This window comes from Sporosarcina soli (genome assembly GCF_042655805.1).
Taxonomy (GTDB): domain Bacteria; phylum Bacillota; class Bacilli; order Bacillales_A; family Planococcaceae; genus Sporosarcina; species Sporosarcina soli.
In genome coordinates this window covers 375,432-392,376 of sequence record NZ_JBHSNO010000008.1, presented here as the reverse complement: position 1 = coordinate 392,376, position 16,945 = coordinate 375,432, and the positions used below count along the sequence as shown (strand labels likewise).

Sequence of the window (16,945 nt, the reverse complement as noted above, 5' to 3'; positions counted from 1 at the left end):
ATTCGGACTCGTTTTCGATTTTTGTGAGTGACTTTCACCCATCACTAAGCATAAATTAATAATGACCTTCATTTTATTAGGAGTGGAATATAATGAAAATTCCGTGGTTCCAATATTAGATAGTACTGAAAATGAAGAACTAGCTATCGCTCAACTGGTGAATGTGCTGAAAAAGGTCCAAGCGATTCAACCCGATAATCCTTTTTCACTAACAATTGTTCATAATTCTTCAATGATTGGTGAACATAATCGTATAGAATGTGAAATTGAGCCTGTAAATTTTTCTGAATCCCGATTTATAAATGACATTCCTAAAAGTAGTGAAATTTATTGTAAGTGTATAAAAAGCCCATTTTCAACATTTGTAGGAATTGATGATTTTCTTCAAGAGCCTCTATTTAGTGAAATCAATCAAAATACATTTGAGTTTCTGGATCAATCTAATACACAAAGTCTTGAATCAGATACAAAATTCATAACTACAACCACTTGTTACCCAGAACGGCCTTCTTGTCATTTAGTAAGTTCTGCAATTCATGAGATCATCTATTTAACGAATATTAGCCGTAGGGATAGATTGGAAAAACAAGGGAAAACTAGCGGTCAATCAATTGTCACACCTATCCATACTTCGAAAAAAATAGGGAAATCAAAACATATAAATGAAGCTAATGATTACATAAAAATCAGGGTACCGGTCGTATTAGGAGAATACAATATTGAATTATGTATTGAAGAAGAGATTTTGTTTGAAGAAAAGGTAATAAGGGTTAAGGAAGTGACTAATCATATTGTTCTGACGAAATGTCATTTCATACCAATTGGATTTTCTAAATCACTAGGTGATGGCACATGTGCAGTATCCAATGGAATGTTAGTGATTGAAGGACATATCGAACAAAATATTAAATATAGTGCAATGCCACCTAAAAAAAGCCGTAATAGAAAAAGGCGGAAGATCATGAAGTTGCATGAAAAAATTACGTTGGAATTAATAATCCAATTGCTACAAGAACAGGCGATTTATGTGAATCTTAATCATCTAAATTGAGATGACTCTGGCATTTGCACCAGGGTCATTTTCTTTTGATTCTACTGAATTTCATTGTGTTTAATTTTGTAACAATAATTTGGACAACTCCAAGTGTTTTGCCCGTGCCATCAAGCCACTCTAACATAATGTATGAATGTAAGCTTACAAAATTAATTTTTCAAGGAGATGTTTATTTAATGAGTTGTTTTGGTAAAACGCCTGAAAACCAACCCCCTATGGATCAGTCTTGTGAGGTGGCATCGCTGCAACAAATTCCTTTAAGCGATGAAGCAATTGCACTTCAACAAACAGCTGGCACGCCTACGTTTAAAGCACCTGTGGTTTTAGTAGAGAGAACACTTCAAATTGTTGTAGAATCAGATATTTCACTTGATCCACCCGCATCAGAGATAAAGCGAGTGACAAAGAATGTATTTTTAGACCAGGTCAAACTTGTACCTGTTAGATTTAGACGAATTGGCACTACAGACTTTTTTGAAGTAACACGGGCTAAATTGTTCGTATCAGGACACATTCGTAAAGATATTGAATATGCTACACGTGATTGCTTTGGAGGAATTCGGGATCGAATTGCTGAGGTACCATTTTCAGGATTTGCGGAAATTAGGGAGAACGAATTCCTTAATTTCCCTGTCATCGGAATCTCCGATAGTAGCACAGCCCGGTTCCTAAGTGAGAAAAGTGATATCGAACCTCGTCTGGATAAGTTTTTCTTCCAAAATCTTGTGAAATTTAATGAACAACCATTTGGTGAGTTACTGGGTGCCAACTTCTTTGAACTTGATTTTTCACCAAAGCACACGAAACGTGGAGGAGAGTTTGACACATTACGGGAAAAAATCGTCTTGGATCTGTTTTTAAAAGTATTACAAGTCCAGCAATGGCGAGTTGCAGCTACACGAACTCTTCCTATCTTTGACGAAGGTACTCTTGGTTGCTAAGAGTAATTTCTATAAACCACTGGAAATCCATTCATGGATTTCCAGTGGTTTTTTTGTGTATTTCGGGTTTACGAAGACTCAGCGAGCACCATCTCATTTTTATAATGGAGCCATTATAAAAAATGTGTGTTGAAAATCGATTGATGGTGTACAGGTAGCACATCAAAAGGTGTAAGGTGTTCTTGTGCTTAACATCATAGAGGACAGCGACAAAATGGACACGGAAACGTATTTTGAGGAGACAAAAAAGCGGTAGTCGTATATCTCTACACCACCAACAAATTTTATTGGAATGCTCATCCTCAATAATAATATGGACAACTCCGAGTGTTATGCCCGAGCATGAAAGCGAATCGTACATACTTTAGGAGAGTAAGCCAAAAAAATCAAGGAGATGTTTTTTAAATGAGTAATTATGGTCAAAACCAACATGAGATGCCTGATGGGAATCCTTCCTGTAAGGTGAATTCGCTACAACAAATCCCTTTAAGTGATGAAGCTATTGGACTTCAAGAAACCGTTGGTACACCTACTTTTAAAGTACCTGTAGTTCTAGTTGAGAGAACACTTCAAGTTGTTGTAGAGTCAGATATATCACTTGATCCACCCGCATCAGAGATAAAGCGAGTGACAAAGAATGTATTTTTAGACCAGGTCAAGCTTGTACCTGTTAGATTTAGACGAATTGGCACTACAGACTTTTTTGAAGTAACACGGGCTAAATTGTTCGTATCAGGACACATTCGTAAGGATATTGAATATGCTACACGTGATTGCTTTGGAGGAATTCGGGATCGAATTGCTGAGGTACCATTTTCAGGATTTGCGGAAATTAGGGAGAACGAATTCCTCAATTTCCCTGTCATTGGAATCTCCGATAGTAGCACAGCCCGGTTCCTAAGTGAGAAAAGTGATATCGAACCTCGTCTGGATAAGTTTTTCTTCCAAAATCTTGTGAAATTTAATGAACAACCATTTGGTGAGTTACTGGGTGCCAACTTCTTTGAACTTGATTTTTCACCAAAGCACACGAAACGTGGAGGAGAGTTTGACACATTACGGGAAAAAATCGTCTTGGATCTGTTTTTAAAAGTATTACAAGTCCAGCAATGGCGAGTTGCAGCTACACGAACTCTTCCTATCTTTGACGAAGGTACTCTTGGTATGTAAGAGTAATTTCTATAAACCACTGGAAATCCATTCATGGATTTCCAGTGGTTTTTGTCATTATATTTCACCCTCTAAAAATAAGAAATCCCCATGCCGTTGTTGAAATGGCAAGGGGATAATAGGAATAGCTAGTTGTCTCATATTCCTAGGATAAGACATTATTCCGGAAGAGCAAGCAATTATTCGATCGTGATCCCAGCAGCCGCATTCCCTGTTACGGTAACGGCTACAGCTGTGCTTGTAGTGGCTGAGAATACCAGTAACAAGCGGTCACCTACTGATACTGGTACCGGAGCGAAAGATCCATTGCCAGTCGAAACGGCACCAACTGCGATCGGAGCTGGAATTGGTGGAGCTAAATCCACAAATGCGCCAGTAGCAGTAAAGGTTGTGCTTCCTTCTGGTGCGCGATAGATTTGTGCTCTAATTGTTGTAGGTCCAGTTGCAGCTGCGAATGCAAGTGTTGTAATGAAAGACGCGGAGAGTGCTGTAATATTTCCTTCCCGCGGAACTACAAATGCTTCACTCGGTAAAACTCCTAAGTCAATCGTGTTGAGCGCGCTGATGGTAATGCCAGGGACAGATGTACCAAATCCGATAGCGCTAGTTGTACCAACTAACCCGAGAGCAGTCGTAACTAATACTGCAGGTACAGTACCTGAACTGAACGGAATAATTGAAGCGGTGCTACGTGGCTGGACTACACAGTCAGGGTTAATTGCTACAAATGGGCCGAGTAGACCGCAAGGATTTGTGGTAGGAGTGCCACATTGGATATTATTTTGACATCTACCATGATGATGTCTATCACGTCCACCACATCTGCTACATCCATGATGTCGATGAAAATTAGACATTTTAACACCTCCTTTCTTTGCTATACTATTCAGAGGATCGCTGGTCGGACGGGCATTCAACTATTTATTGCAGATAGTTTTTTTGTGAATAGCTGAATTTACTGTACCTGCACGATGATTCTTGGACAAGAAACCGCTGTCCTGGTGATGAGTCAGAACAGCGGTTATTCATCAATTTGATTCTCAAAATGAACTACTTTAACTTTTTCCAGAAAAGTTTTAAAAATGATAAAGTTTCGCTGCTTTTACTTTCTTGTTGTTTTGCATTATCCGGAATCTCAATTTGTTCTACCTTCTTCTGAAGAGGTTCTTTTACAATTACGTTAGGTTCTTCTTTCTTTTGAATAGGTTCTCTTACTTCCTCGGCTGATTCTTCTCTCTCCTGAATAGTCTCTTCTATCATTACGACAGGTTCTTCATTTTTCTGAATTACCTTTTCTACTTTTTCGGTTTGTTCCTCAACAATATTTGGTGTTATATCTTGCTCACGCTTGAGGATTTCTTGTGGCGTTCCAATATGAATTGGCACGCTTTCCGTCAGTGGGATAGGCTTGGTTTCAATAACTTTAATGGAGATACCTTTTATGGGGAAAGGGTTATTTCGAAATCCTGCGAACTTCGGGCTATTGCTTTTATGCATACTGTTATAGAATTCGCTTGGATTCATGTTGTGTAATGGGGTATTTCGTTTGCTGGCATACTGCTGTCCGTCTTGTACGTTCTTTTGAAAAGTGACCCTTTCCGGCTGCACTGAACCAGTCTGTAATTCTTCTATACTTTTCGATTGACTCACGATTTTATGAAATTGATTGTAAGATAGTGAGAGATCTGATTGCGGAATAGAAGGAATGGTTGCGTAGTCTTTCGTTTGAGAAGTTCCACTTCGACTATTATTTTTCTGACTAGCCAAGGAGTCTTGTAAAATAATCGAAGATTTTCTTTCTACTATAAGATTATCGCTATTTTCTTCATCCATTTTGCTCATGATCGACGAAATCTTTTGATTTAAATCCTCAATTGTTTGGTTCAGTGAGTCAATCTGAAGCGAAAAATTCTTTATTTCTTTTTTATACCCTTCGATTTGCATACTATTTTCTTCATCCATTATTTCCATTAACTCTTCTAAATCTGAAATTTTCGTTTTGAAATTTTGAAATTCATCCTTCATATGATATTCGTCTTCAGTCGAATGGTCTTCTTTTAAAGTCGTTAACGTTTCCCGATATGTTGCGATTTTCTGTTTCAGTTTTTCAATATCATGAGCGGAGTATAGCTGAGCGTCTCCCATCATAATTCACTCCTTTACAGTTCATTTCTATACTATTAATGATATTTTCAATAGGTGACAAACCTAAAACCTATGGCTTTGAACAGGTCATTAATAGCCCATGTGCTCAATTATTCACATCATATTATGCTACGAGCGAAAGAAAAAGGAGGTGTGAACAACATGCGAGGAAAAAAGTGCAGTGACCGCCCATACACAAAATCTTCCTTATCATATTCTAAGTACGAAAGAGATCATTTCGGGGGTGAGAACAGGATGCAAGAAGAGAAGTTTGAAGAGAAGTTTGGTGATAAAGAAGTGATGTGTGTTAATGTTGACAAGGTGTATGACTGGATTGTGAAGGAGAACACGTTTGATATTTTCCCGACATCGCCTGTTACTTTTACAGGATTGCCAGCAGGTACATCATTAGTAGGTGCAACTGTTACGTGTGAGGTGGTTCCTGCCACGGCTAATCCAATCGAAATCCTGAGTCGAGTGGATCGCCAATTTTGCATTGATGGAAAGAATATCTGTCTTCAACAGCTGACGATTCGAAAAAATTTCACGGTAACGGTTGTTTTAACTTTAGCAACGGGAGTTGTCTTCAGAAGTACGGGGATTCCGGCTTCTCGTAATGAAATGGTAATTTTGTGTGCGCCTGAAGGAACTGATGTTGAAGTGACGTTTACAGAATTAGACTGTTTCGTGACGAGTACAGGTACGCTTACTCTAGCAGCGGCTGGTGGTGCAGTCACATTTAGCGCACTTGTCATTTCGGTTAATAGTTGTCAAAGTATCCAATCGACATTCCCAGTCACAGTGGAAATATTAGCTGATTTCTGTGAACCAAGAGAAGATTTACCTACTGCTTGCCCACCGCCTAGTCATCCGCCACAATGTCCTCAATTGTTCCCGGATCATGGCCACGGCCATTGCCGTGATCATGGCTGTCACTAATATCGAGCATTGGTGATAATCATTTAGCAGTAAACATATCTTAAAGAGAGGATACCCCTCTCTTTATTTTTGTTTTCATTTGAGGAAAAGGTGGTTAAAAAAGGTGAGACGCAGTGGAAATGATGTAGAAGAGAAGATTACAGAGCTTCATCTGCAAACGACAGCCTACTTGTCTGAAATTAGAAAGTGGGTAGATGAACTTCATCATCCTGACAGACTGAATATTATCAGTTATTTTACGTATTCATTGGACATCTCCCATGATTCCGCACAGGAGAGTTTATGTCTTGGATCCTACCATATATCGAACAGGGGAAATCGGCCTATAACAAATCCCTATGTGTGTATAAAACTCCCTGAACAATCGCCCTTTTCCTTTTCAGGGAAGTATGTGTATGAAAACTTCCAGCAGAGGTTGAAGTCACCCGGCGGATGGCAACGGATCAATGAAAAAGAGAATAAAGAGGAATTTTGGCTTAAACCGTTGGGGAAACGATCGATTGAACCGAATGAAACCCTTTCTTTTTCGGATTTCCAGATTAAATGGAACCCTACTCCATCGTACGCAGGTAGTATCATGGGATTTACTTATAGTGACGAACTGAAAGATGGAATAGCTGTGCTTAACCCCATTAATCTCAGTGGAAGCATTTCGAAACAGGAGGCTAAAGATGAGTGATAGAGAGGGCAATGAGCAAGAGTTGTTTGTGAAACAGATGGTACGTCAAATCATGAAAGACCAATTGAATGAATTAGACAAAGGGAATATGGAAAACAATCATAGCTATGTCTTTTTAGAGAACAAGACATTGAATATGGTGCTTCTCTATTTATTAATGAAAGAAGAGCGTCGGACAAATGGAGAAATGGAAGGAGAAGATAAGAAGCATTCTGAAGAGGAGACTATAGATAAAATTGAACAGGCTATCGCGGATACGAAAAAAGAGTTTGAAGAAACAATCACTTTACTAAAAGAGAAGTTGTTATAACTTACTATAACTGACGCCTTCTATTTATGCTCAAGGAAAATCCGAGATTGGAGGTTCTATTATGAATAGTGAAAACATCAAAAATAATGATCCCATCCAGCTTAAACAAATGATCATCTTTTTAAAAGCGGAATTGACGAAGTATGAGCATAAAGTGAAAGAATACAAAGATAGCTATCACTATTCTGTCATAGAAAATCTTGAGCAGGAAAATGTGCAACTGACTAAAGAGAATAATGAACTTAGAAAGCAATTACATGAAATGCAGCGGAGAAGATATAGCCCAGCTGTCGACTTTGTATGGAAAACAAAAACGGATTGGCTGCCGGTTAACAAACAGTTGAACGAAGTGATGAAAAAATTAAAAGACGACGCCGATACTAATCAAACAAGGCAACGAAGACAGGAACGGCAAATCACTTCTCTAAATAAAAAATTCAAAGCTCATAAATCAAGCTTAGAACAGTTCGAATATAGGCTTATTGACCTCATTCAAAATGTGACCAACCAAGTACATAATCAACTCACAAATGTAAGTGTTACTAACGAAGAACGTCATCGATTCGAGAATGGGAGACGTCGTTTATTAAAAAAAATAGAAGAAAAAAATAATAAGATCGAGGAACTGCAATATGAAATGATAGAGGTGAAAAAACAAAAGGCACTATCAGAAGATAATATGATAACTGCTACGTTAAAAAGTGAGTCTACTAAAACTTCAGACAAACTACTGCAATTAGAGTATCAACTAAAAGAAGTCTTGGCAAAATCGTTGGATGCTGAAAAGAAGTGGGCAGCTAAGCTAGACATTTTTGAGGATGTGAAACAGCGTTACCTGAAGGAGATTGAAGAAAAAAACAGTAAGATCGAGGAACTGCAATATGAAATGATAGAGATGAAAAAACAAAAGGCACTATCAGAAGATAATATGATAACTGCTATTTTAAAAAGTGAGTCAGCTAAAACCTCAGAAACACTTCAACAATTAGAGTACCAACTAAATGACGTCTTGGCAAAATCGTTGGATGCTGAAAAGAAGTGGGCTGCTAAGCTAGACGTTTACGAGGAAATGAAACAGCGTTACCTGAAGGAGATTGAAGAAAAAAACATTAAGATCGAGGAACTGCAACATGAAATGACAGAGGTGAAAAAACAAAAGGTACTATCAGAAGATAATATGATAACTGCCACTTTAAAAAGTGAGGCGGCTAAAACCTCAGAAACGCTTCAACAATTAGAGCTTCAACTAAAAGAAGTCGTGGCAAAATCGTTGGATGCTGAAAAGAAGTGGGCAGCTAAGCTAGACGTTTTCGGGGAAATGAAACAGCGTTACCTGAAGGAGATTGAAGAAAAAAATAATAAGATTGAGGAACTGCAATATGAAATGATAGAGATGAAAAAACAAAAGGTACTATCAGAAGATAATATGATAACTGCTACTTTAAAAAGTGAGTCGACTAAAACTTCAGACAGACTACTGCAGTTAGAGTACCAACTAAAAGAAGTCGTGGCAAAATCGTTGGATGCTGAAAAGAAGTGGGCAGCTAAGCTAGACATTTTCGAGGATATGAAACAGCGTTACCTGAGGGAGATTGAAGAAAAAAACAGTAAGATCGAGGAACTGCAATATGAAATGATAGAGTTGAAAAAACAAAAGGTACTATCAGAAGATAATATGATAACTGCTACGTTAAAAAGTGAGTCTACTAAAACTTCAGACAGACTAATGCAATTAGAGCTTCAACTAAAAGAAGTCGTGGCAAAATCGTTGGATGCTGAAAAGAAGTGGGTAGCTAAGCTAGACATTTTCGAGGATATGAAACAGCGTTACCTGAAAGAGATTGAAGAAAAAAATAATAAGATCGAGGAACTGCAACATGAAACGATAGAGGTGAAAAAACAAAAGAAAATAGCTGAAGATAACCTATCACAAGCTGTTTCAGAAAGTGACTTTAGTACTTCGGAAACGCTTCTACTATTGGAACGCCAAATGAAAGAAGTATTAGCCAAATCATTGGATTATGAAGTTAGGTTGGATGCTAAGTTAGACGTTATAAATGATTTGGAACTTAAACTAGATCAACTTAGTGGAGAAATAGATGATATACAAGACCTTGGTGCTACGGATAAGAATATATAATAATTTTAAGACCTTCCAATTATTGGAGGGTCTTTGGTCTGCATTCCAGAAGTTTTATGAATTGCGAATTGTATTTAAGCTATGTGGATGACTGTCACTCATACACAATGGTAAAATATAAAAGGCAGCGTAATATTTAAATACACAGGAGTGATTTTACATGGAAAAACTACAATCGATTGAACAATTCGAGAAACTGAAAAACGAGGAAAGGACAATTTTTATGTTTTCTGCTGACTGGTGTCCAGATTGCCGCGTCATTGAGCCGATTTTGCCTGGGATCGAAGCGGATTACCCAGAATACACGTTTATATACGTGGATCGGGATGAGTATATTGATTTATGTGGGGAGCTTGATATTTTTGGCATTCCGAGTTTCATCGCATATCATAGCGGTGAGGAAGTGGGGCGTTTTGTCAGCAAAGACCGCAAAACACAGGCAGAAATCGAAGAATTCATTAACAGTCTTTCTGCTTAATATAATAAAAAGAAACAATATTCTACCGGCATAGAAATTATACAGCGTTCCTATTTCAAAGAGGAGGATCTGTGGATGAAACCGGTTATCGGAATTACGGCAGATGTAGATAAAGATGGGAAACACTTATTGAATAATAATTATGTCCAGGCCATCATTCGTGCAGGTGGATTGCCATTCATTATCCCAATCGGCATCGAAGGGGATTCTGCGCAGGTGACGGATCTTATTGACGGTTTGTTATTAACGGGTGGAGGCGATATTGACCCGTTACTTTTTGGAGAGGAGCCACATCCGAATCTAGGGCAAGTGATACCTGCAAGGGATGTAGTTGAGCTCGAACTCACACGTCAAATGATGAAATGTGATAAACCGATTCTTGGAATATGCCGTGGTCTTCAAGTGTTAAATGTAGCTGCTGGAGGAACGATATATCAAGATATTTACAAACAACATGTCCAGCCGATTATCCAGCATCACCAAAAAGCACCTACGAGTCATGCAACTCACTATGTTCAATTAAAGAAGGGGAGTTTTCTGGAAGAGCTTGCGGGAAGCGGTCGAATTCTTGTCAATTCCTTTCACCATCAATCGTTGAAAGATGTTCCAGAGCCGTTTAGCGCGGTAGGCGTTGCCACAGATCAAATTATTGAGGCTATTGAGAGTGCGCAACATCAATTTGTCATCGGTGTTCAATGGCATCCTGAACGATTGGCGGAAAATGGGGATTCTGTATCGTTGGGAATTTTCAATCGATTTATTCGAGCGTGTAATAATGGAAAAAGCTGAGCGGTTTTCTCAGCTTTTTTTTATTGCATAAGGAATCATTTTTTCTGGGAAGTCTGTGAAGATAGCGCTAACTCCGATGTCTCGTAGGGCCTCCGCGTCTTTTTCTTTATTCACAGTATAAGTGCGAATGATTGCACCAGTTTTCAAAGCTTCCTGTATTGACGGTCGGAATGCGGTTCGGAAATACAGATGGAGAGCATCCGCAGGAACGTTATACATGTAATCAAGCGGATCCACAAGCACTTCTTTAAATAACGGTGCTGTTTCTAAATGAGGAGCAACTTGTTTCGCCGCTCGGATTGATTCATGGTCGAAAGAGGAAAGGACGACACGGGTATCGAACTCCATTTCTTCGACTAATGCAACTACTTTCCCGACCATGCCCGGATATGGAAACATGTCCGATTTCAGTTCGATATTCAGATGATGGGATGTGTCGGCAAACAACTCAAGTACTTCTCTTAACGTCGGAATAGTTTGGCCTTTGAAGTCATCGGAAAACCAGCTACCAAAATCAAAAGCTTTCAATTCTGCAAGCGTCATGTCTTTGACAAAGCCTTTTCCTTTTGAAGTCCTATTGATTTTTTCATCATGAATGACAACAAGTTCGCCGTCTTTTGACAGATGGACATCAAGTTCAACGCCCTGAATCGGAAGGCGTGCGGCTTCCTGGAAAGCGGCAATCGTATTTTCAGGGTGTGTACCGGAGGAACCACGGTGTGCGTAAATCTCCATTTTACGGCCTCCCAATGATTTTTCTACATTTTAATACTTATTCAATGTACATACAATTCAGAACAGAGTTAGCATTGGAAAAGGGATGTCCTCATTTTGAAGACATCCCTTTGTTTGTATTAGGTAACATTTTAGTTTTGAATAATATTTTCATCTTGATGATTCAAGAATAATTTCCGTTGAAAGGATAAGCTTTCGGTGCCGCGGTCATTGTTCCACTGGGTGTTTTCTAACTAAACAACGTAAACCCTACCAACTTTTACGTCCTTACGACCCTTTAGTCGCGCCAGTGTGAATAAGTATGATCAAAAACATTACGTAGAATGCCAGATATCCAAATCTAGACAGTTACCTACTTGTTAGATATTTATGTTACCAGTAATGCAATTATAAGTCAAGCATACTGGAAAAGGTTCTCTTGGCATGTCGTTCATTGCCACTCATTCAGTTGCTCTTCTTCCGCGATAATTTGTAAATCATCCGCGGTAATGGTGAACACTTGATAGTCGGAGCGCCCGGCATACTTTTCTGCCGCTTTTTTCACAAACTTAGGTGACCCTTCATTCTCTTCATCATAGACAATCAGTATGCCATCCGAATTGCGCATGAAAAATTTATCTTTTTCAATGAATTGCCAAGGTGCTTCGTAAGGTCTTTTCGTCAAGCTCGTATGAAAATCAGCCAAGGCGACAATTCGATGATACTTCTCTTTTTTTATGTCGCTCCAATTTTTTTCTTGGTCAAGGAAAGGGGTGATGACTGCATACTTTAACGCCGGATATTCTTTTTTTAAGTCGATCACCACTTCCGCCACCCATGTTTCTACCCCCAGTTGTCCGCTTATAATGACCCACTCCAAACCTTCGTCAAGGAACGAGACGAGCCTTTTCTCCAATGCTTTTTTGATGAATCGGATGCCTGGGTGCTTATCGTCGAAAATCCCTAATTCATGCTGTTTGTATCCTGTAACGACCAATCGCTTTACGATGCCCACCACCTCCTGAACTGTTTTCATGAAAAACCGGTTTCCAATGGAAACCGGTTTTGGATAATTATATGTCATGGATCTGACTGATTTTAAATTGAAAAAGATCCGTCACCCAATTGTAGTGTATCAGAAATTGACCGTCACAGATAGGGATACTATTTTGTTTTTTAGTCTTTTAATTGTCAATCCGTTTTTCGCTCATTAACTCACTAACTGTTCCGATCTGGTATCCTTTTTCTTTTATTTCATTAATCATCGTTTCGAGCCCTTCCTCGACTGGTTTTGTCGGGTGCATAAGAATCATGGAACCATTACCGACATTGGAGACGACGCGTGCAACCATTTCGGAAGTGTTCGGTTTTCTCCAGTCCACTGTGTCGACAGTCCAGAGGATCGTTTTCATGCCGAGTTCATGGGCGACGTCGGTTGTGACATCGTTAAAACTGCCACTTGGCGGTGCAAACCATTCCGGCTTCACGGCCAATGTTTTTTCGATAATATCGTTGGTTTTTTTCAATTCGTCCATTGTTTCCGCACGTGATCGAAATTTAAGATCAGGGTGACTGTACGCATGATTGCCGATTTCATGTCCATGAAGATAAATCATGGCAGCGAGGGCAGGATTTTTTTTCACCCAACTGCCGTCAAAAAAGAATGTTGCTTTGACATAGGTGTTTTCCAATGTTTCAAGGATACCTGGAATATACTCATTGCCCCAAGCCACATTAATCAAAAGGGATACCATCGGTTTCTCAGGATTGCCTCTGTAAATAGGGGAAGGTTCTAAATCATCCAAGTGAACTGACGGTGATACTTCTTTAAAGACGATTTTATCAGGATCAAGTACTGTTCTTCCCTTCATGTTTTCATAACTGGCTTTTATATCTACCTGTAATCCGTTGTATCCAGGGATTGCTTTCCAAACCCGGTCAATGGTAGCATCGATCGGATCTATTTTATGTTGGTCGTTGTAGGTGATAATCTTTTGATACAATTCGTCTTGCTCATCTGCCATGAATGTAGGAATCGTATGGTCATTCGTGGCATTGGAAAAAAAAGTTGCAACTGGCTGTGTGTAAATGATGAACATAAAGACGAGGGAACTGGAAAGTAAACCGATAAAAATTTTCTTTTTTCTTTTCATTTTTCTGCCTCAATTGAGAAATTGTTGACGATCTGCAGAAGAATCACTGGGTTCATTGTTTGAAGCATGTAAAATCCTCCAATCATATTCTTGTCAAGAATAGTCTTCCCTGTTGCGGATGGACTATTCTTTCAGAAAATCGGCAAGTGCTGGGTCGATTGGACGATAAAAAACCAAAAGCATCGTCCAAATAGGACGATGCTTTTGGTTGGTATGTGTACTACCGATAAGGCTTTTCAAAAGCCGCATTTGCCGTATGGGTCAAGAAAGTTTTAAACCACCACTCCTCAAAGTGGGTGTTCGCAGAAACATTCCTGTATGTCCCCATTGGTTGTTGAATGGGGCGTGCCATTCCAGTTTCTAGATAAAACTCCCTTTTACAGCTTAAAGGTTAAAACTTCATGTTAATACGCACAACGCAGCTCGTGTTTATAGTGTACAGCAAATGATGAAAGGATTCAAATGAAAGATTTGGTTAGTAAAGTGCAGGCCTGCTGACCCCGCTGTTTTTCTCGATTTCTTCCAATAAGATTCTAGCTCCGTTCGGGCTTAAAAACATGCCATTTGAATATTCCCGGTTTTCCGGTGTGATTTCCCCTGTCACGATACATGCTTCATTAATAGCATATTTTCTCAAAATGATTTTATCATCTTCGACAAAAATCTCCATAGGGGAGCCTGTGTTAAGCTGTAGGGTGTTCCGTAATTCTTTCGGGATGACGATACGGCCTAATTGATCGACTTTCCTAACAATTCCTAAGCTGCGCATTGAAATCTACTCCTTATTAATCTTATTTTTTATACCATAATTGTATTGTACTAGAAAAGATTCAAAAGTCCAAAAAATTTGAATGATTTTAAGTGAATAGGAAGGGCTTATGTATGATGCCATATTCTTTTTCAAAATGACAAAATTCGACCAACGGCGCTTAAGCTACTGGGTAGATAAAATGGAATAACTTGCATGGCAATGGCTACAAGCGGGTTATTTTTTCAGCTTTGCCTCGCTGATTTTTCCTAGGCAACCTGCATAGTATTTACTGAAAAGAAATACATGCAAGGGAAGGTGGGAAAGAATGTATTACCCTTATATGCAAATGCCTCGTCATCATCGCCGAATTATGACGGTTACAGGGATCGGAAACGTAAGCATTGCGCCGGATATTGTTCGAATCCAAATGGAAGTCATTACGGAAAACAAACAGCTTCAACGAGCGCAGCAGGAAAATGCCTCTGTGATGAGTGGAGTGATTGAATCATTAGTGGCATTAGGAATTGACAGAAACAATATTCAAACAGTTTCTTACAATATTACTCCGCAATATGATTATCTTGAGGGGGAACAACGATTTAGAGGATATCAAGTGACCAACGCAATCACGGTTCAAACGACTAACATCCAACAAATTGGACCGATAATCGACACAGCCGTTCAAAATGGGGTGAATCGTGTATCAAACATTCAGTTTACGGTTGCAGATGAACAAAAATATTATCAGCAGGCGCTGAGCCTTGCACTGGAAAATGCAGTCGCAAAAGCGGAAACGATTGCGAGGACGATGCAGCTTCAGCTTGAACCTCAGCCAATCAGAATTGTGGAAGAAATAAGTGGACAGCCCGTCGCTTATCGAGCTTTAGCCAGCGAGGTTTCGACCCCTATCGAACAAGGACAAGTTTCCATCCATGCCAAAGTGGAAGTGCAATTTGAGTATTGATAAATGTAGGTAAAAGTGGTGGATGCGGAGTAGCGTGTTAAAGGAAGGGCAGACTAGCTTGAAAGACTGCTCATCAATGTCTTTGGAAGATGTTTCTGAACCGGTATGAATAAGGAAATTCCCCGTCTTCAGTCGATTGACGGTACGGGGAATTATCCAATTGATTTGCATGATGCGGATGAGTTATTTTCTTTTTCTTTCGTTCGGGATCATACGCTCTCGCTTCGGTTTCAAATAGGCCAGCTCACCAAACTCCTCGGCAAATTCTGTTGCCATATCAGACGGACTGATTTTTTGGTTTTTCGGTGTTTGTGGTAATGAGCGTGAATTGTTTCCACCGGTTTTGTGTTCGTCTTTTCCCATTTTAAAAAACTCCTTTCCGCTACTCAATGCCACATTAATATGCCTCGAAGCTGTTGTTTTATGCTCAGAAATCCCTAGATAAAATGTAGGATCATCGAAGAATTCGTTTACAATAATTATTTTAATAGTATAATGGAAACTAAATGAATATTCTTATCAAGAGAAGCTGAGGGAACTGGCCCGTTGAAGCTTCAGCAACCTCTGACCATGTCAGAAAGGTGCTAACTCCAACAAGATGATTTGTCTTGAGAGATAAGAAATGAGTGTCCAAAACTAACCCTCTTTTCTTATTTAACAGAAAAGGGGTTTTCTTTTTGGACAAAAAAGAGACTTTGTAAATGAAAAGGGAGAGAATAGCAATGCCAATTAACATTCCGCAACAATTACCGGCACGAGAACTTTTGAAGGAAGAAAAAATATTTGTCATGGATGAAAAGCGGGCGACAACCCAAGATATCCGTCCGATGAATATTATCATTCTAAATTTAATGCCTGAAAAAGAAAGAACCGAACTTCAATTGTTGCGTTTACTCGGAAATACGCCGCTACAAGTGAATGTCACATTCATGACTATGGCGACACATGAATCGAAAAACGTTAGCAAATCCCATTTGGATGCATTTTACACAACTTTCGAGCATGTAAAGCACCGTCGCTTTGACGGCCTAATCATTACGGGCGCACCGATTGAGCATTTGGCATTTGAAGATGTGAATTATTGGAAAGAATTGACGGAAATCATGGATTGGACGAAAACGAATGTGACATCGGTATTACATATTTGTTGGGGTGCCCAAGCAGCACTTTACCACCATTATGGTATCGGTAAATTTGAATTGCCGAAGAAATGCTCTGGTGTTTATACGCATCGCCTATCCGATCCGACGATTAAGCTGGCACGCGGATTTAATGATGAATTCCGTGCACCGCATTCCCGCTATACGTCCGTGTCAATCGAAGAGATAAAAAATGATCCGCGCTTAATTTTGCTTGCTGAATCTGAGGATGCGGGGGCGTTTATTATTCTTTCGAAAGATGAGAAACATGTGATGATTACAGGACATTTTGAATATGATGCTGACACACTTGCAGAAGAATATCAACGTGATGTTGCAAAAGGGATCGATATTGATATCCCTGAAAATTATTTTCCGAATGACGATCCGACGCAAGAACCTTTGAATACATGGCGTTCTCATACTCATCTACTCTTCTCCAATTGGTTGAATTATTATGTCTATCAGGAAACACCATACGTCTGGGAGTGATTATCTTCATTCAGCAGGTGTTTTAACGCCTGCTGAATGAAGAATGGAAGGCAGTCTAAGTGCGCGACGTCCTGATAAAGTGCCTTA

The 16,945-nt window shown here is 39.3% G+C and carries 18 protein-coding genes, 1 other RNA gene and 1 riboswitch; of the genes, 11 read left to right on the top strand and 8 right to left on the bottom strand.

Annotated elements, in window-relative coordinates:
• The first annotated feature begins 61 nt into the window (after positions 1-61).
• The 3 genes from ACFPRA_RS17195 (at position 62) to ACFPRA_RS17185 (ending at position 3,165) form a co-directional block, all read left to right on the top strand.
• Positions 62-1,051 (top strand): BC_2427 family protein, encoded by a 990-nt coding sequence (locus tag ACFPRA_RS17195; protein ID WP_381437407.1) that lies wholly within the window; start codon positions 62-64, stop codon positions 1,049-1,051.
• A gap of 179 nt (positions 1,052-1,230) precedes the next feature.
• Complete coding sequence (locus ACFPRA_RS17190; RefSeq protein ID WP_381437599.1) at positions 1,231-1,995, top strand: CsxC family protein; 765 nt, start codon at positions 1,231-1,233, stop codon at positions 1,993-1,995.
• A 405-nt stretch (positions 1,996-2,400) separates the two neighbouring features.
• Complete coding sequence (locus ACFPRA_RS17185) at positions 2,401-3,165, top strand: CsxC family protein (protein ID WP_381437404.1); 765 nt, start codon at positions 2,401-2,403, stop codon at positions 3,163-3,165.
• 179 nt (positions 3,166-3,344) lie between these two features.
• Here ACFPRA_RS17185 and ACFPRA_RS17180 read toward each other — a convergent pair whose 3' ends face one another.
• Together ACFPRA_RS17180 and ACFPRA_RS17175 are read right to left on the bottom strand one after the other, a co-directional pair.
• Entirely contained in the window at positions 3,345-4,022 is a 678-nt protein-coding gene (locus ACFPRA_RS17180; protein WP_381437402.1) for an exosporium glycoprotein BclB-related protein, read from the bottom strand.
• A 193-nt stretch (positions 4,023-4,215) separates the two neighbouring features.
• A complete protein-coding gene (locus ACFPRA_RS17175; protein WP_381437400.1) occupies positions 4,216-5,310 on the bottom strand; it encodes a hypothetical protein in 1,095 nt (364 codons plus the stop codon).
• Between the two features lie 255 nt (positions 5,311-5,565).
• Here ACFPRA_RS17175 and ACFPRA_RS17170 point away from each other — a divergent pair, with 255 nt between their 5' ends.
• The 6 genes from ACFPRA_RS17170 (at position 5,566) to ACFPRA_RS17145 (ending at position 10,645) form a co-directional block, all read left to right on the top strand.
• The gene (locus tag ACFPRA_RS17170) at positions 5,566-6,249 is read left to right on the top strand and encodes a BMQ_0737 family morphogenetic spore coat protein (RefSeq protein WP_381437398.1); all 684 of its coding nucleotides are present in this window, start codon (positions 5,566-5,568) and stop codon (positions 6,247-6,249) included.
• Positions 6,250-6,352: 103 nt separating this feature from the next.
• Positions 6,353-6,928, top strand: coding sequence for a hypothetical protein (locus ACFPRA_RS17165; protein WP_381437395.1), 576 nt, complete (start codon positions 6,353-6,355; stop codon positions 6,926-6,928).
• Positions 6,921-7,238, top strand: a complete 318-nt coding sequence (locus ACFPRA_RS17160; RefSeq protein WP_381437393.1) for a hypothetical protein — start codon at positions 6,921-6,923, stop codon at positions 7,236-7,238. Before ACFPRA_RS17165 ends, ACFPRA_RS17160 begins: the two co-directional genes overlap by 8 nt.
• Positions 7,239-7,299: 61 nt before the next feature.
• Positions 7,300-9,378: a coiled-coil domain-containing protein gene (locus ACFPRA_RS17155; RefSeq protein WP_381437391.1), complete on the top strand. Its 2,079-nt coding sequence runs from the start codon at positions 7,300-7,302 to the stop codon at positions 9,376-9,378.
• Between the two features lie 160 nt (positions 9,379-9,538).
• Complete coding sequence (locus ACFPRA_RS17150; RefSeq protein WP_239390574.1) at positions 9,539-9,856, top strand: thioredoxin family protein; 318 nt, start codon at positions 9,539-9,541, stop codon at positions 9,854-9,856.
• Between the two features lie 75 nt (positions 9,857-9,931).
• Positions 9,932-10,645 (top strand): gamma-glutamyl-gamma-aminobutyrate hydrolase family protein, encoded by a 714-nt coding sequence (locus tag ACFPRA_RS17145; RefSeq protein WP_381437388.1) that lies wholly within the window; start codon positions 9,932-9,934, stop codon positions 10,643-10,645.
• Positions 10,646-10,654: 9 nt separating this feature from the next.
• Here the strand turns inward: ACFPRA_RS17145 and ACFPRA_RS17140 are convergent, their stop codons facing one another.
• The 5 genes from ACFPRA_RS17140 to ACFPRA_RS17120 all read right to left on the bottom strand — a co-directional run bounded on the left by ACFPRA_RS17140 (position 10,655) and on the right by ACFPRA_RS17120 (position 14,281).
• On the bottom strand, positions 10,655-11,380 hold the full coding sequence (locus ACFPRA_RS17140) for a glycerophosphodiester phosphodiesterase (RefSeq protein ID WP_381437386.1): 726 nt from the start codon (positions 11,378-11,380) through the stop codon (positions 10,655-10,657).
• Positions 11,381-11,810: 430 nt separating this feature from the next.
• The gene (locus tag ACFPRA_RS17135) at positions 11,811-12,395 is read right to left on the bottom strand and encodes an SLOG family protein (RefSeq protein ID WP_381437384.1); all 585 of its coding nucleotides are present in this window, start codon (positions 12,393-12,395) and stop codon (positions 11,811-11,813) included.
• A 148-nt stretch (positions 12,396-12,543) separates the two neighbouring features.
• Positions 12,544-13,512 carry a polysaccharide deacetylase family protein gene (locus tag ACFPRA_RS17130; protein ID WP_381437382.1) on the bottom strand — a complete coding sequence of 323 codons (969 nt, stop codon included), beginning with the start codon at positions 13,510-13,512 and terminating at the stop codon, positions 12,544-12,546.
• A gap of 236 nt (positions 13,513-13,748) precedes the next feature.
• Positions 13,749-13,940: non-coding RNA, 6S RNA (ssrS, locus tag ACFPRA_RS17125), on the bottom strand.
• 47 nt (positions 13,941-13,987) lie between these two features.
• Positions 13,988-14,281 (bottom strand): AbrB/MazE/SpoVT family DNA-binding domain-containing protein, encoded by a 294-nt coding sequence (locus tag ACFPRA_RS17120; protein WP_381437380.1) that lies wholly within the window; start codon positions 14,279-14,281, stop codon positions 13,988-13,990.
• A 307-nt stretch (positions 14,282-14,588) separates the two neighbouring features.
• On the opposite strand from ACFPRA_RS17120, the gene ACFPRA_RS17115 reads away from it, so the two are divergent.
• Positions 14,589-15,227: an SIMPL domain-containing protein gene (locus ACFPRA_RS17115; protein WP_381437378.1), complete on the top strand. Its 639-nt coding sequence runs from the start codon at positions 14,589-14,591 to the stop codon at positions 15,225-15,227.
• A gap of 183 nt (positions 15,228-15,410) precedes the next feature.
• Here ACFPRA_RS17115 and ACFPRA_RS17110 read toward each other — a convergent pair whose 3' ends face one another.
• Positions 15,411-15,590 (bottom strand): hypothetical protein, encoded by a 180-nt coding sequence (locus ACFPRA_RS17110; protein WP_381437376.1) that lies wholly within the window; start codon positions 15,588-15,590, stop codon positions 15,411-15,413.
• A gap of 150 nt (positions 15,591-15,740) precedes the next feature.
• Positions 15,741-15,849, top strand: a riboswitch (SAM riboswitch).
• 100 nt (positions 15,850-15,949) lie between these two features.
• Between ACFPRA_RS17110 and metA the strand changes: the two genes are divergently transcribed.
• Positions 15,950-16,858 (top strand): homoserine O-acetyltransferase MetA, encoded by a 909-nt coding sequence (gene metA, locus ACFPRA_RS17105; RefSeq protein WP_381437374.1) that lies wholly within the window; start codon positions 15,950-15,952, stop codon positions 16,856-16,858.
• The last annotated feature ends 87 nt before the right edge of the window (positions 16,859-16,945 follow it).